The sequence below is a fragment of the Pseudomonas sp. W22_MBD1_FP4 genome, assembly GCF_052113765.1.
In the GTDB taxonomy this organism is placed as follows: domain Bacteria; phylum Pseudomonadota; class Gammaproteobacteria; order Pseudomonadales; family Pseudomonadaceae; genus Aquipseudomonas; species Aquipseudomonas sivasensis.
On record NZ_JBGQOI010000020.1, the window covers coordinates 103,303 to 117,878 of the forward strand.

The 14,576-nt window shown below is 59.5% G+C and carries 9 protein-coding genes; 6 read left to right on the forward strand and 3 right to left on the reverse strand.

Annotated features, from left to right (window positions below; genetic code table 11):
• Positions 1-279: 279 nt before the first annotated feature.
• Positions 280-2,718 (reverse strand): Lon protease family protein, encoded by a 2,439-nt coding sequence (locus ACEN2T_RS23020; protein ID WP_032884683.1) that lies wholly within the window; start codon positions 2,716-2,718, stop codon positions 280-282.
• Positions 2,719-2,985: 267 nt separating this feature from the next.
• Here ACEN2T_RS23020 and ACEN2T_RS23025 point away from each other — a divergent pair, with 267 nt between their 5' ends.
• From ACEN2T_RS23025 to ACEN2T_RS23045, 5 genes are all read left to right on the forward strand, one after another.
• Positions 2,986-3,474, forward strand: a complete 489-nt coding sequence (locus ACEN2T_RS23025; RefSeq protein WP_027605327.1) for a DUF3015 domain-containing protein — start codon at positions 2,986-2,988, stop codon at positions 3,472-3,474.
• Between the two features lie 92 nt (positions 3,475-3,566).
• Complete coding sequence (locus ACEN2T_RS23030; protein WP_095186245.1) at positions 3,567-5,420, forward strand: Lnb N-terminal periplasmic domain-containing protein; 1,854 nt, start codon at positions 3,567-3,569, stop codon at positions 5,418-5,420.
• A 149-nt stretch (positions 5,421-5,569) separates the two neighbouring features.
• Positions 5,570-5,875, forward strand: coding sequence for a chorismate mutase (locus ACEN2T_RS23035; RefSeq protein ID WP_401383336.1), 306 nt, complete (start codon positions 5,570-5,572; stop codon positions 5,873-5,875).
• A 159-nt stretch (positions 5,876-6,034) separates the two neighbouring features.
• Entirely contained in the window at positions 6,035-6,391 is a 357-nt protein-coding gene (locus tag ACEN2T_RS23040) for a hypothetical protein (protein ID WP_032884679.1), read from the forward strand.
• Between the two features lie 70 nt (positions 6,392-6,461).
• Complete coding sequence (locus ACEN2T_RS23045; RefSeq protein ID WP_442117592.1) at positions 6,462-6,959, forward strand: GreA/GreB family elongation factor; 498 nt, start codon at positions 6,462-6,464, stop codon at positions 6,957-6,959.
• On the opposite strand, the gene gdhA is transcribed toward ACEN2T_RS23045, so the two are convergent.
• Both gdhA and ettA read right to left on the reverse strand, forming a co-directional pair.
• The gene (gene gdhA / locus ACEN2T_RS23050) at positions 6,956-8,293 is read right to left on the reverse strand and encodes an NADP-specific glutamate dehydrogenase (RefSeq protein ID WP_122681726.1); all 1,338 of its coding nucleotides are present in this window, start codon (positions 8,291-8,293) and stop codon (positions 6,956-6,958) included. The two genes, ACEN2T_RS23045 and gdhA, sit on opposite strands and share 4 nt — an antisense overlap.
• Before the next feature lie 348 nt (positions 8,294-8,641).
• Entirely contained in the window at positions 8,642-10,306 is a 1,665-nt protein-coding gene (gene ettA, locus ACEN2T_RS23055; RefSeq protein WP_442117593.1) for an energy-dependent translational throttle protein EttA, read from the reverse strand.
• A 285-nt stretch (positions 10,307-10,591) separates the two neighbouring features.
• On the opposite strand from ettA, the gene ACEN2T_RS23060 reads away from it, so the two are divergent.
• Entirely contained in the window at positions 10,592-14,443 is a 3,852-nt protein-coding gene (locus ACEN2T_RS23060) for a sensor domain-containing protein (protein ID WP_442117594.1), read from the forward strand.
• Positions 14,444-14,576 lie beyond the last annotated feature (133 nt).

The window sequence follows — 14,576 nt, forward strand, 5'->3', positions numbered from 1 at the left end:
TCGGTGTTCAGCCCGGCCTGGGGCAAGGCTGTTTCTATCCAGCGACTCCTGTGAATATCCCTAAAGCAGAGAATAGAAGAAAAACCCGACAAACCAAGGCCGTAGGGACCAACGGACATTAGCCCCTCAGAAGAAAGTCAATTTAGTGACGCAACCAGTTCCAAATGTGGAAGAGGGCTTGCTCCCGATGCAGTGTGTCAGTCGACATTTACATGACTGACCTATAGCAATCGGGAGCAAGCCCCCTCCCACATGTTTGCCCCGGCCTGGCCTCAGAACTCAGGTGGGCTTGGCTTCGGCCAGCGCCTGCTGCGCCAACTCCTTCTCCGCCTCTTTCAAGTCTTCCTCGCTGATCATCTCGGCAATCGCACGCAAACGCTCGACCACTCGCGCATTGACGGTCCCTTCCGGGAACTGCCCCTCGGCGTCCGGCTCACCCGCGTCTTCACCCACCAACAGGCTCAACGCCTCATCGGCCTGGCGCACCGCGTAGATATGGAACTGCCCGGCGCGCACAGCCTGCAAGACCTTCTCATCAAGCATCAACGTAGCAACGTTGGCCTGAGGAATGATCGCCCCTTGCTCACCGGTCAAACCGCGCGCTTCACAGAGACGGAAGAAGCCCTCGATCTTCTCGTTGACCCCACCTACCGCCTGCACTTCACCAAACTGGTTGATCGAACCGGTGATGGCAAAACATTGCTTGAGCGGGGTTTTCGACAGGGCCGAGATCAAGGTGCACGCCTCGCCCAGGGACGCACTGTCGCCATCCACATAACCGTAGGACTGCTCCAGCGCGATGCTCGCCGAAATCGCCAGTGGGAATTCCTGGGCATAACGGCTGCCCAGGTAACCCGTGAGGATCATCACGCCCTTGGAGTGAATCGGCTGACCGAGGTTAACCTCACGTTCGATGTCGACAATGCCGCTGCCGCCCGGGTACACCGTGGCGGAAATCCGCGCCGGTACGCCGAATGCCGAGTCACCGACTTCCAGCACCGTCAGCCCGTTGCACTTGCCCACGGCCGCACCGGCGGTGTCGATCAGGATCACCCCGGCGAGCATGTCGTCGAGGATCCGTGCCGACACGCGGCCGGTACGGGTGGCCTTGGCTTTGAGGGCGCGCTCGATATGGCCGGCATCGGTCATTTCATCGCCGGCCAGGTGGCGGATAAAGTCCGCCTCGCTCACCAGTTGAAACAAGTCACCAATACGCGCCGACAAACGGCCCTGATGCTCCGCCAGCCGCGCGCTGTAAGTCGCCAGCCGCGCCACCGCGTCCGAGGTCAACGGCGCCATGCCCTCTTCCGAGGTCCGGGTTTTGAGCAACTGGGCGAACTGCTCCAGGCTTTCGTCGACCATCGGGATGTCTTCGTCGAAATCCACCAGCACCCGGAACATCTCCTGGAAGTCCGGATCGGCGTCCTGCAGCGCGTAGTAAAGCTGGCGCGAACCGATAATGATCACCTTGACCTGCAACGGAATCATTTGCGGGTTGAGGGTCACGGTAGCCAGACGGCCCAGCTCGCCCAGAGGCGATTCCATCTTCAACTTGCGCGATTGCAGGGAGCGCTTGAGGGCGTCCCACACGAACGGCTCGCTGAGCATTTTTTCGGCTTCGAGGATCAGGAACCCGCCATTGGCACGGTGCAAGGCACCCGGTCGCAGTTGGCGATAGGTGGTGTAGAGCGCGCCCTGGTCGGTACTGTATTCGATACGGCCAAACAGGTTGTCGTACGTCGGGTGCGGTTCAAACACCACTGGGGCGCCGCCGTTGACCGGGTGCCCAACCACCAGGCTCGGGCAGTATTGCTCTTCGAGCAGCTTGCGGGCCTGGGCGTCGGTCTTGGCGTCGTCGACCAATTGCTCGACCACAGTTTTCAGCAGGTACACCTGCATCGCCTGCAAGTAACCGCAGACAGCTGCGTTCTCGGCGTATTTTTCCGACAGTGGCGCGAGCAAAGGTTGCAGGGCCAAGGTGATGGTTTCTTCGTTGAACTGGCGCAGTTGGTTGTTGGACTCACGCTTCCACTGCGGCAGGCTGGCCAACTCCTCGTTGAGGCGCTCTTCCAGCTCGGAAATATCTGTGTGGAAACGCTCGCGATCTACTTCCGGCAGTTGCGAAAACTCGGCTTCGTCCAGCGCCTTACCGTCGAGCATCGGCGTGAACGCGATGTTGGAACTGTCGCGGTACAGCGCCACGTCCTTTTCCAAAGCAAGGCGCTCGATCACATCGAGGGCCTTGTCGTAACGCTGGTTGAACGCGCGGTCGATGGCGCTTTTGCGCTGTTGATAAGTCGGGTGCTCAAAGACCGCCGGGAAGGTGGCCACCAGGTTGTCGACCAAGCCGTTGATATCGGCAATGAACGCCGCCGCTGCACCGCCTGGCAATTCCAGGGCGCGTGGTTCGCGGGGTTCATCGAAATTATTCACATAGACCCAGTCCGCCGGGGTCTGCAGGCGCTTGCCTTCGGCCTTCAGGTAGCGTTTGACGAACGAGAAGCGACCGGTGCCCGGCTCGCCCATGACAAACACGTTGTAACCGGGGCGTGGCATGGCCACACCGAACTGCAACGCTTCAACTGCGCGTTCCTGGCCAAGCACACCGCGAAAGGGCTCCAAATCATTGGTGGTCGAGAAGCTGAACTGTTCAGCGGAAAAAGGACGAGTCAGCGCTTCGGGCGCTAGACGCAGGCTGGCAGCAACAGGATCAGGCATCGGGCTTCCTTACATCAGGCGGGGCAGATGACGGCATTCTGGCTCCCCGTTGCGCGCTCTGGCAAGGCGAGCCTTTGTGAAAGCGTAGACACCGAATGAGTCCTACAAAAAAATCGCGACATCTCTGATTGTTTTATAAAAACACACGGAACCCTTGGAACGTGCCTAAACTCCAAACTGCGCGGGTTGGACTAATAACCGATCCCTAGGGCGCTATGAAGTGCCTGAACCCTTGTCCATTGGTTTGCACACAAAGAGAACAAAGCTATGAAACGGATCCTTCTCGGTACTCTCTTCACCGTCGTCTCCCTCAATGCAATGGCTGAAGCACCAGGTGGCCCGAACTGCGGTTGGGGCAACATGTTGTTCGAAGGCCAGCGCGGCACTCCGGCTCACTTCCTGGCTTCCACCACCAACGGTACTTCGGGTAACGCCACCTTCGGCATGACCTCGGGCACCAACGGTTGCAGCACCAACAGCGCGCTGACCTACGGCGGCAAGTCCTGGATTGCCATGAATGGCATGATGAACGAGCTGTCCGAAGACATGGCCAAGGGTAATGGCGAAGCACTGACCACTTACGCGGTGGTACTGGGCGTTGCTCCGGAAGATCGCGAACACTTCGCTGCAGTGGCTCACGAACACTTCCAGCAAATCTTCAGCAAGGCCGATGTTACCGCTGAAGACGTACACAACAACACTCTGGCTGTACTGAAAGGCGATGCCCGTCTGGCGAAATACGCTACCCAGGCTTAAGCTCGACCTGCCCGCGCCTCCCCAGGCGCGGGTTTTATTTTTGGACCCGCTTCCCCTTTGGGTCTCTCTAATTTCCGACTTAAGTTGCCCCTATGCTCAAACGCTTTGCCTGGATGGCACTCCTCGCCTGCGCCCCGCTGTACGCGGCACCGCACCTTGATGATCAACGTTTGCAGCAATTGGCCAACGATCCGTTCTGGCTTTCGCTGGGCCATTACGAAGCCGGCAAAATCAGTGGCTGGCGCAGTTATGTCAGCGAGCAGAAATTTTTCCTCGCCCCCGACGGTGCCCATCACCCGGATGCCGAACTCAAGGCCACCGTTGAAGCACTCTATGCTCCGGCCAGCCTGGGTGAAAAACACGCCCAATGCGTCTACCCCGCACGTACCCGCTGGTTAAAGGATCAGTTGCACCTGACTGACCTGCCCGCCGTGGACTGCACCGAATTCAAGCAATGGTTCAAGGACGTCTCGCCCCATAGCGCGGTGATGATCTTCCCGGCGGCCTACCTCAACAGCCCGTCCTCGATGTTCGGCCACACCCTGCTGCGTATCGACCAGGCCGACGTGCAGAGCAACAAGACCGCGCTGCTCAGCTACGCGATCAACTTCGGCGCCTATATAGAAGGCTCGGACAACAGCATTCTCTACGCCTGGAAAGGCCTGATGGGCGGCTACCCCGGTCTGTTCGCGCTGGTGCCTTACCAAGAAAAACTCTCCGAGTACCGCAGCCTCGAAAACCGCGACCTGTGGGAATATCGCCTTAACCTCACCCAGGTCGAGACCGAGCGCATGGTCGAGCACGTGTGGGAGCTCAAGCAGATCCAGTTCGACTATTTCTTCTTCGACGAAAACTGCTCCTATCGCCTGCTGGAACTGCTGCAAGTGGCCCGCCCCGGCCTGCGCCTGACCGAGCAATTCCCGCTGACCGCCATTCCCACCGACACCGTCAAGGCGGTGAAGGACGCGGGCCTGGTCGAGAAGATCGACTACCGACCGTCCCGCGAGCGAGAGTTGCTGGAGCGCGCAAAGCCGCTGGACAGCGACGAGCAGCAATGGGTGCTCAAGGTCAGCGATGACCAGCAGCAACTACAAGAGCCTGCTTTTAAAGCCTTACCCCGCGAACGTCAGGCCCTGATCATCGACGCCGCCTATCGCCTGGGCCGCTACCGTGCCAATGGCCTTGAACGGGACACCGCACGCTCCCAACGCAGCTTCGAACTGCTGCGCGCGATCAACCAGAACCCCGCGCCCGATCTAAAGATCACGCCTCCCGGCCTGCCGGAAAACGGCCATGAGTCGCGTACCTGGCAAGCTGGCATCGGCACCCGGGGCGACAAAGCCTTCGGTGAATACGGCCTGCGCATGGCCTACCACGACCTCAACGACAACGCCGAAGGCTTCCCCCTCGGCGCCCAGATTGAAATCCTGCAAATGAAACTGCGCCAGTACGAAGGTAACCACTGGCAATTGCAGCAACTGGACCTGGCTACCATCCGCTCCCTGACCCCACGCAACGCCCTGCTGCAACCCTGGTCCTGGCAAGTCACGGGCGGCCTGGAACGCGTGCCGGGCAAACACGACGACGAAACCCTGGTCGCCCACGTCAACGGCGGTGCCGGCGGCACCTGGCAACTACGCGACGACATGCTCGGCTTCGCCCTCGGTACCGTGCGCGTGGAACACAACAACGACTTCAACGAAGCCATCTCCCCCGCAGCCGGCTTCAACACCGGCGTGCTGTGGAAAAACCCGCTGGGCAACTTGAGCCTGGAAGCCAAGGGCGATTTCTTCACCAATGGTGAGGTGCGGCGCAGCATCAGCCTCAACCAACAGTGGGAACTGTCCCGTAACCTGGGCCTGCGCCTGAGCGCGCAGCGCGAGTACAGCCACCTGTCGACGCCAGTGAATGAAGTGATGCTTGAAGTGAAGTGGTATCACTACTGACCAAAGCCTGGTGAAAATCAAAAATGTGGGAGCGGGCTTGCCCCCAATGGCGGTCTTTCAGTTAAGCATTGACTGACACTCTGCTATCGGGAGCAAGCCACCTCCCATATTTTGTTAGCATTGCCCGCACAATCAGGAGTTCACTCGACATGGCCGTTACCTGCACCACCCTTGAAGACGTTCGAAACAACATCGACCGCCTCGACCAGCAAATCGTCACCCTGCTGGCCGAACGAGGCCGCTACGTATCACAGGCAGCACGCTTCAAAAAAGACACCGATGGCGTCAAGGCCCCACAGCGGGTTGAGCAGGTGATTGCCAAGGTGCGGGAATTATCGGAGACCGTGGGCGCAAACCCCGAGGTAACCGAGCAGGTCTATCGCGCAATGATTGCGGCATTCATTGAGCAGGAATTGGCGGAACACAGGGCTTTGGCGAACAGCCAGGCCACATAGTCTTTTGTGGTGAGGGAGCCCAGCTTCCTCATCACCGGTTCGGCACTCACCGACCGATCTCATCGTGCTCCACACCTTTCTCACACCCCTTTCACACCTCCCCGACAAATCCCTATCTAGACTTCCCCTATCAGCCGTTAAACGGCCAGGGAGCAAGCAATGTGGCGGTATGCAGTAATACTGTGTGCGATGGTGTGGCTGGCGGGTTGTCAATCGACTCATCAGGAATTGCTGGCCAGAGGTTATCCACCGGCCTTCGCCGATGGATTTGACGATGGCTGCAGCAGCGGTCGCCAGGCCGCCGGAGTGATTTCCGGGGAGTTTCGCAAAAATGTCCCGCGCTACCTGAAAGACCGAACATACGCCGAAGGCTGGGAGGACGGCTTTCGCCAGTGCAAGGCCATGCGTGAAAACGAAGAACTGCGCGACTACAAGGACAATCACTGGGACGACCGTGAGCGCGCCTGGCAGCACGAGAAGGATCGCGATGCCGCTCGGGCCTATCGCTCGCAATAGGTCGCTTTCAGACATCCATCGAAACTAAAGCGCAGCGAACATGGCCCAAGCTCCATAGAGGGAGAACGTCATGAGCCGAGCTTTTGTAAATGAGGATAACGCCTCCGCCCAGGCTGATCAGCCAGTGGAGCGTCAGGTCAGTGAGCAACCCAATCACTTGACCGCGCAAGGGCTGGCGCAGTTACAGGCCAAGGTTGCGCAGTTGAAGGCTGAGCACAGTGCCGAATCTGCCAAGGGTGAGCAGGCCGATAAGCAGCGCCAGGCCGATCTTGAGCGGGATTTACGCTACTTCAACCAACGCGTCCAGAGCGCCCAAGTCGTGGCGCTGGCCACCGGCACCGACAAGGTGCAGATCGGCAGCTGGGTGACCTTCGCCAATGAGCATGACGAGCAACAGCGCATCCAGTTGGTCGGTGAAGACCAGGCCGACGCCAGCACAGGCCTGATCAACTGGGGTTCACCCCTGGGCCGCGCGTTGCTGGGCGCCCAGGTGGGTGATGAGGTGCTGTGGAAGCGCCCCGTTGGCGATCAGCTGATCGAGGTGCTGCGTATCGAAGCCGAGACCTAGACGATGCCTTGGGCCAGCATCGCGTCGGCGACTTTCACGAAGCCTGCGATGTTCGCGCCCTTCACGTAGTTGATGCGGCCGTTTTCTTCGCCGTAGTGCACGCAAGCGTGGTGGATCGACTGCATGATGTTGTGCAGCTTGCTGTCCACTTCACCAGCAGTCCACAGCAAGCGCATGGCGTTCTGCGACATTTCCAGGCCACTCACCGCAACGCCGCCGGCATTGGATGCCTTGCCCGGTGCGAACAGAATGCCCGCCTCGATAAAGATATCCACAGCCTCAAGCGTTGTAGGCATGTTGGCGCCTTCGGCCACACAGATACAGCCGTTGCGCAGCAAGGTGCGGGCGGCGTCGGCGCCGAGTTCATTCTGGGTGGCGCATGGCAGGGCGATATCGCAGGCCAGGTCCCACGGCGTTTGCCCCTTGCGGAACTCCAGGCCGAAACGCTCGGCCAGTTCGCTGATGCGCCCACGCTGAACGTTTTTAAGCTCCAGCAGCGCCGACCATTGTTCCTCGGTCAAACCACTTTCGGCGTACAGGGTGCCTTCGGAGTCAGACAGGGAAATCACCTTGCCGCCCAGGTCCATAACCTTGCGCGCCGCGTATTGGGCGACGTTGCCTGAGCCGGAGACCGCCACACGCTTGCCCTCGACCCGTTTACCGTCGCGCTTGAGCATCGCTTCGGCGAAGTACACACAACCAAATCCGGTCGCTTCCGGACGGATCAGACTGCCGCCGTAGGTCATGCCCTTGCCGGTCAACACGGAGGTGAACTGGTTGCTCAGGCGCTTGTACTGGCCAAACAGGAAGCCGATCTCACGTGCACCCACGCCGATATCGCCAGCCGGCACATCCACATCCGCACCGATATGGCGGTACAACTCGCTCATGAATGCCTGGCAAAAACGCATGACTTCGGCGTCGCTCTTACCTTTTGGATCAAAGTCCGAGCCGCCTTTGCCGCCGCCCATTGGCAACGAAGTCAGGGAATTCTTGAAGGTCTGTTCGAAGGCGAGGAATTTCAGCACGCCCAGGTTCACCGACGGGTGGAAACGCAGGCCACCTTTGTAGGGGCCGATGGCGCTGTTCATCTGGATACGGAAACCGCGATTGACCTGGACCTTGCCGTGATCATCGACCCACGAAACCCGGAACGTTATCGCTCGTTCCGGCTCGCAGATGCGCTCCAAAATACCCGAGGTCAGGTAATGGGGATTGGCTTCAAGAAACGGCCACAGACTGCGTAGGACTTCTTCTACAGCCTGATGGAATTCTGGCTGGTCTGGGTCGCGTTTTTTGAGGCGGGCAAGGAAGGATTCGACGGATTCGATCATGAAAAGTCTCGGCAAATTGATTGTTTTTAAGGGAGATTGAGCCGGACTTTATCAATTCATGTCGCACCGCGACAGGGCAAAATGTCGCTTTTGTGAATTTAAATGGTGCATTGGATATAAATAAACACAGGAAACAGGGATTTTTCGCACCTAAAAGGGGATCTCAAAACCAGGTTGTGCACCAGTCGGGAAATAGCTATCGGGAGCAAGCCCCCTCCCACATTTTGGATGTGTTCACAAATCAAATGTGGGAGGGGGCTTGCTCCCGATAGGGCCATCAAAAACACTGCAAAACCCAGCGCAAAAAAAAGCGGAGCCCGAAGGCCCCGCTTTTTTCAACCAGCCGGATCAGGCCAGTTTTTTGTGCCGTACACGGTGCGGCTGGGCAGCAGCTTCGCCCAAACGCTTTTTACGGTCCGCTTCGTACTCGGTGTAGTTACCTTCGAAGAACACCGCTTGTGAGTCGTCTTCGTAAGCCAGGATGTGGGTCGCGACGCGGTCAAGGAACCACCGATCGTGAGAGATCACAATGGCGGCGCCCGGGAAGTCCAGCAGGGCTTCTTCCAGGGAACGCAGGGTTTCAACGTCGAGGTCGTTGGACGGTTCGTCGAGCAGCAGCACGTTGCCGCCCTCTTTCAGGGTCAGGGCCAGGTGCAAGCGGCCGCGCTCACCACCGGACAGGTCCTTGACGAACTTCTGCTGATCGCCGCCTTTGAAGTTGAAGCGGCCAACATAGGTGCGCGACGGAATTTCATAGTTGCCGATGCGAATCTGGTCAGAGCCGTCGGAGATTTGCTGGAACACGGTCTTGCTGCCGTCAAGGTCATCACGGCTCTGGTCCACACAAGCCAGTTGCACGGTTTCGCCGATCTCGATGCTGCCCGAGTCCGGCGTTTCCTTGCCCATCAGCATGCGGAAAAGGGTGGATTTACCCGCACCGTTACCGCCGATAACGCCGACGATCGCGCCTTTTGGCATGGAGAACGACAGGTTGTCGATCAACACGCGGTCGCCATAGCCTTTGGAAACGTTATTGAATTCGATGACCTTGTCACCCAGGCGCGGACCGGCCGGGATATAGATCTCGTTGGTTTCGCTGCGCTTTTGGAATTCCTGGGACTGCATTTCTTCGAAGCGTTGCAGACGTGCCTTGGATTTGGACTGGCGGGCCTTGGCGCCTTTGCGCACCCACTCCAGTTCTTCCTTCATGGCTTTTTCATGGGCCGATTGCTGCTTGGATTCGGCGGCCAGACGATCGGACTTGGCTTCCAGCCAACCGGAGTAGTTGCCCTCGTACGGGATACCGGCGCCACGGTCGAGCTCAAGAATCCAGCCGGCCACGTTGTCCAGGAAGTACCGGTCGTGCGTGATCGCAACCACGGTGCCCGGGAAATCGTGAAGGAAATGTTCCAGCCAGGCGACGGAGTCGGCGTCCAAGTGGTTGGTTGGTTCGTCGAGCAGCAGCATGTCGGGGGCCGACAGCAGCAGACGGCACAGGGCCACACGACGTTTTTCACCACCGGACAGGAATTCGACCTTGGCATCCCACGCTGGCAAGCGCAGCGCATCGGCGGCGACTTCCAGTTGGCGTTCCAGGTTATGACCGTCACTGGCCTGCAGAATGGCTTCGAGCTTGGCCTGTTCGGCGGCCAGCTTGTCGAAGTCGGCATCCGGCTCGGCGTAGGCGGCGTAGACTTCGTCCAGGCGCGCCTGGGCGTTTTTGATCACGCTGACCGCTTCCTCGACCACTTCACGCACAGTCTTGGTTGGGTCCAGGATTGGTTCCTGCGGCAGGTAACCGATGTTCAGTTCCGGCATCGGGCGGGCTTCGCCCTCGAACTCGGTGTCGACGCCGGCCATGATTTTCAGCAGCGTGGACTTACCCGAACCGTTGAGGCCGAGCACGCCGATTTTGGCGCCGGGGAAGAAGGACAGCGAAATATTTTTCAGGATTTCCCGCTTCGGCGGAACAACTTTTCCCAGCCGATGCATGGTGAAGACGTATTGAGCCATGGTGAACCTAGCGTCAGTGACTGATGAATTAAGCGGGCGAAGCCCGTGCCAAGCCATGCGCCGCGCGGGCCGTTGACTATCATCAATGCCAGCGAGCGAAAAAAGCCTGAGTATCTGGGGCTGGAACGCCCCCGCGTAACCGGCAAAGCTACCTCAATGCGCTTGGTCAGTCCAGCCAAGCAGGGCTGGCACTTTGCCACAAGTCAAGGCATGCTAGCCGCCCTCCGGGCGTCCGGCTTATAGTGCACGTCGCGCGCCAGTCCAGCCAAACCGCAGGATCACAGCTTGTCCAAAGTCACGCCGCCAACTCCCTTGCGCGCCGCTCATATAGCGCCGGGAGCGCCCCTGCACGGCACCCTCAAAGGCGCATTGGCGACGCTCGTCCTCATGCTGCTCGCCTTATTGTTCTGGCAACTGCTGGACCAACTGCAGCAAAACCAGAAAAACCAGCAGCAATACACCATCGACTACAGCGCCGACCTGGCTGAGCAGATCAGCCTGAACATGGCCCTGAGCGCAAAAATCGCCTTGAACCTGCTACCGATGGTCGAGCCGCCGCGCGACATTGAACAGCAACAGGCCCTGACGCGCACGCTGCAGCGCTCGCTGCCGGAGCTGCGCAGTATCGCCCTGCTCGCGCCCAGCGGCGCGATGATCAGTGACAGCGCCAACGACAGCCAGGACAGCGCCTGGCTGGAAGAACTGGTGCAGCGCAGCCACGGCCAACCGTATTACCTGAGCAATAACGAAGACGGCACCATCATCTATCTGCTGCTGCACCAGCCCAGCGGCGGCTCAAGAATGTACTGGGCGCTGCGCCTGGCACCTAACTACTTGGTCAACCTGACCCGCCAGGACAGTCAGGGCCAGCGCCCCATGTGGGCCATCGAGAACAGCCTGAACCACCGCGTCGTCAGCCGTGACAGTGGCATGCCGGCGCAATGGTCCAGTGCCCTGACCCCGGATGACTTGAATAAAAGCGTGCTGGTCACCCCCCTGAGCAAAAGCGACTGGCAGTTGCGCGGGATGTTTGACCGCGCAGCCGTGCTGGAACAACTGCTGCCGGCGTTTATCGGCAAATGCCTGTTGGGCCTGGCCTTCTCGCTGATCCCCGTAATCGTGCTGCTGAATATGCGTCGCCGCCAGCGCCAGGTGCATGAAGGCCGGCGGCGTTATCAGGATATTTTCGAAGGTACCGGCGTCGCCCTGTGCGTCCTGGACCTGTCAGGCCTGAATGCGTTTTTTGCCAAGACGCACTTGCAGACCCGCGAACACCTTCACGCCTGGCTGCAAAACAAACCTGAAGAATGCAGGCAACTGCTCGCCGAGCTGCGCATCACCGAGATCAACCAAGTGGCGGTGCGCCTGCTCAACGTGGACTCGTGCGAGAAGGCTTGGGAGCGGCTGATCGATGATTGCCCACACAACAGCACGTCCATCGGCCATCAAATACTCGAAGCGGTCCTGACCCAGCAGAGCCAGCTTGAACTGGAGATCCAGCTCAAGGATGTGCTCGGCAACGAGCAATACCTGTGGCTGGTGATGCGCCTGCCGGAGCAGCAGGACGATTTCAAGGCGGTGATCCTCAGCATCAGCGACATCACCAGCCGCAAGCTGATCGAACTGTCGCTGGTGGAGCGTGAGAGTTTCTGGTCGGACGTGGTGCGCACCGTGCCTGATCACCTGTATGTGCAGGACGTGGTCAGCCAGCGCATGATTTTCAGCAACCACCATTTGGGGCAAACCCTCGGCTACGTAAAGGCCGAACTGCAGCAAATGGGCGAGTACTTCTGGGAAATCCTGCTTCACCCTGAAGACGCCGAGTATTACCACGATTTGCGCCAGCAACAGCGTCAGGCCGGCTACGCGACGCAGTTGCACTGCCAGTTGCGCTTCCGCCATCGCAATAACCAATGGCGGCGCTTTGATATTCGTGAGCAGGCCCTGGCCCGTGATAAAACGAGCCAAGTCACCCGCATCATTGGCGTCGCCAAAGACATCACCGACCAGATCGAAGCCAGCGAATCCCTGCGCGACAGCGAACAGCGCTATCGCATGCTCGCCGAAAGCATCAGTGACGTGATCTGCTCCACCGACAGCAAACTGGCCCTCAACTACATCAGCCCGTCGGTCAGTGCGGTGCTGGGGTATGAAGTGGACTGGGTGTTCAAGAATGGCTGGCAGTCGATCATCGCCAACCCAGCGCAATTGGCGGGTATTTACAGCCTGATGGAACAGGTCAGCCGTGCGCTGGGCGACACCGATGCGCTCAATAAGCTGCGCGATGAAGTGCAGACCCAGCTGTTCCTGTTTGACTGCCTGCGCGCCGACGGGCGTAAAGTGCCGATCGAACTGCGCCTGGTACTGGTGTGGGACGAGCATGGCGCCTTCGAGGGCATTCTGGGCGTCGGCCGCGATATCAGCCAACAACGCCGCGCCGAGAAAGACCTGCGCATGGCGGCCACGGTATTTGAGCATTCCACCTCGGCGATCCTGATCACTGACCCGGCGGGCTATATCGTGCAGGCCAACGAGGCATTCAGCCGAGTCAGCGGCTACGAAGTGGCGGACGTACTCGACCAGTTGCCGAACATGCTGACCGTGGATGAACAGCAGGAAGCCCACCTGCGCTACGTACTCAAGCAATTGCACCAGCACAGCACCTGGGAAGGCGAAGTGTGGCTCAAGCGCCGCAACGGCGAGCACTACCCGGCGTGGGTCGGCATTACCGCCGTGTTCGACGACGAAGGCGACCTCGCCAGTTACGTATGCTTCTTCAGTGATATCAGCGAGCGCAAGGCCAGCGAGCAGCGTATTCACCGCCTGGCGTATTACGACGCCCTGACCCACCTGCCCAACCGCACACTGTTCCAAGACCGCCTGCACACCGCGTTGCAGTCTGCCGAGCGGCAGAAGTCGTGGGTCGTGCTGATGTTCCTCGACCTTGACCGCTTCAAGCCGATCAACGACTCCCTTGGCCACGCCGCCGGCGACCGCATGCTCAAGGAAATGGCCACTCGCCTGCTCGGCTGCGTGGCCGAAGACGACACTGTCGCGCGCATGGGCGGTGACGAATTCACCTTGCTCCTGCAACCACGGGTCAGCCGTGAAATGGCGCTGAACCGCGCGATTCACGTGGCCGAACAGATCCTCGCCAGCCTGGTGAAACCCTTTGTGCTGGAAGGCCGCGAGTTCTTTGTGACCGCCAGTATCGGCATCGCCCTCAGCCCTCAGGACGGCAACGAGCTGAGCCAACTGATGAAAAACGCCGACACCGCCATGTATCACGCCAAGGAACGCGGCAAGAACAACTTCCAGTTCTACCAGGCCGACATGAACGCCAGCGCCCTGGAACGCCTGGAGCTGGAAAGCGACCTGCGCCACGCCCTGGAGCAGAACGAATTCGTGCTTTATTACCAGCCGCAGTTCAGCGGTGATGGCAAACGCCTGACCGGCGCCGAAGCCCTGCTGCGCTGGCGCCATCCGCGTCGCGGGCTAGTGCCGCCCGGGGACTTTATTCCGGTGCTGGAAGAGTTGGGCCTGGTGGTGGACGTGGGCGACTGGGTGATCAGCGAAGCCTGCCGCCAGCTCAAGACCTGGCATCAAAACAAGGTGCGTGTGCCAAAAGTCTCGGTGAACATCTCGGCGCGGCAGTTCTCCGACGGCCAACTGGGCACCCGCATTGCCACCATCCTCAAAGACACAGGCCTGCCGCCGGCGTGCCTGGAGCTGGAGCTGACCGAAAGTATCCTGATGCGCGAAGTCAACGAAGCCCTGCACATCCTCGACAGCCTGAAAAACCTGGGCCTGAGCATTGCGGTGGACGATTTTGGCACGGGCTATTCATCGCTCAACTACCTCAAGCAGTTCCCCATCGATGTGTTGAAAATCGACCGCACCTTCGTCGATGGCCTGCCGTCCGGCGAACAGGACGCGCAGATCGCCCGGGCGATTATTGCCATGGCCCACAGCCTCAACCTGGCGGTAATCGCCGAGGGCGTGGAAACCCATGAGCAGTTGGATTTCCTGCGCGAGCATGGCTGCGATGAGGTGCAGGGTTATCTGTTCGGACGACCGATGCCGGCGAATCGGTTCGAGGCGCAGTTCAGCAATGATGCCCTCTTCATGTTCGACTGACGGTTTGTGGTGAAGCCACTGGCCTCATCGGGGGCAACCCCCCTCCCACAGGGAAATGCGTTTCAAATGTGGGGGGACTTGCCCCCGATGAGGCCGGCAATGACACCGCTCATCCCTAAGTGAATCCCACTTG

Excerpts from the sequence above, each read along its gene's own strand:
- ACEN2T_RS23020 (WP_032884683.1), bottom strand. The coding sequence starts at position 2,718 with ATGCCTGATCCTGTTGCTGCCAGCCTGCGTCTAGCGCCCGAAGCGCTG.
- ACEN2T_RS23025 (WP_027605327.1), top strand. The coding sequence starts at position 2,986 with ATGAAACGGATCCTTCTCGGTACTCTCTTCACCGTCGTCTCCCTCAAT.
- ACEN2T_RS23030 (WP_095186245.1), top strand. The coding sequence starts at position 3,567 with ATGCTCAAACGCTTTGCCTGGATGGCACTCCTCGCCTGCGCCCCGCTG.
- ACEN2T_RS23035 (WP_401383336.1), top strand. The coding sequence starts at position 5,570 with ATGGCCGTTACCTGCACCACCCTTGAAGACGTTCGAAACAACATCGAC.
- ACEN2T_RS23040 (WP_032884679.1), top strand. The coding sequence starts at position 6,035 with ATGTGGCGGTATGCAGTAATACTGTGTGCGATGGTGTGGCTGGCGGGT.
- ACEN2T_RS23045 (WP_442117592.1), top strand. The coding sequence starts at position 6,462 with ATGAGCCGAGCTTTTGTAAATGAGGATAACGCCTCCGCCCAGGCTGAT.
- gdhA (WP_122681726.1), bottom strand. The coding sequence starts at position 8,293 with ATGATCGAATCCGTCGAATCCTTCCTTGCCCGCCTCAAAAAACGCGAC.
- ettA (WP_442117593.1), bottom strand. The coding sequence starts at position 10,306 with ATGGCTCAATACGTCTTCACCATGCATCGGCTGGGAAAAGTTGTTCCG.